The sequence below is a fragment of the Roseibium sp. RKSG952 genome, assembly GCF_009711355.1.
In genome coordinates this window covers 1-355 of record NZ_SMMF01000197.1, presented here as the reverse complement: position 1 = coordinate 355, position 355 = coordinate 1, and the positions used below count along the sequence as shown (strand labels likewise).

Annotated in this window: 1 protein-coding gene; it reads left to right on the top strand. The window is 64.5% G+C overall.

The annotated features are described in order from the left end of the window. Positions 1-355 (top strand): FAD-binding protein (locus E1297_RS00475; RefSeq protein WP_196223079.1); only part of this gene is annotated, 355 nt, incomplete at both ends.

Here is a 355-nt window from a genome sequence, read left to right as displayed (position 1 = left end):
TCCGATCTACGCAGGCAACGCGATCCAGACCGTGAAATCGAACGACGCCAAGAAAGTCGTCACCTTCCGCACCGCGTCCTTTGATGCGGCCGGTGAAGGCGGCTCGGCTGCGGTTGAGACCATCTCGGTTGGCGACAACCCGGGTCTGTCCGAGTGGGTCGAGGACAAGGTTGCCGAAAGCGACCGTCCGGAACTGACCTCGGCTGGCGTTGTTGTCTCGGGCGGCCGTGGTGTCGGCTCGGAAGAGGACTTCAAACTGATCGAAACCCTGGCTGACAAGCTGGGTGCCGCCGTTGGCGCGTCGCGCGCGGCCGTGGACTCGGGCTATGCCCCGAACGACTGGCAGGTGGGTCAG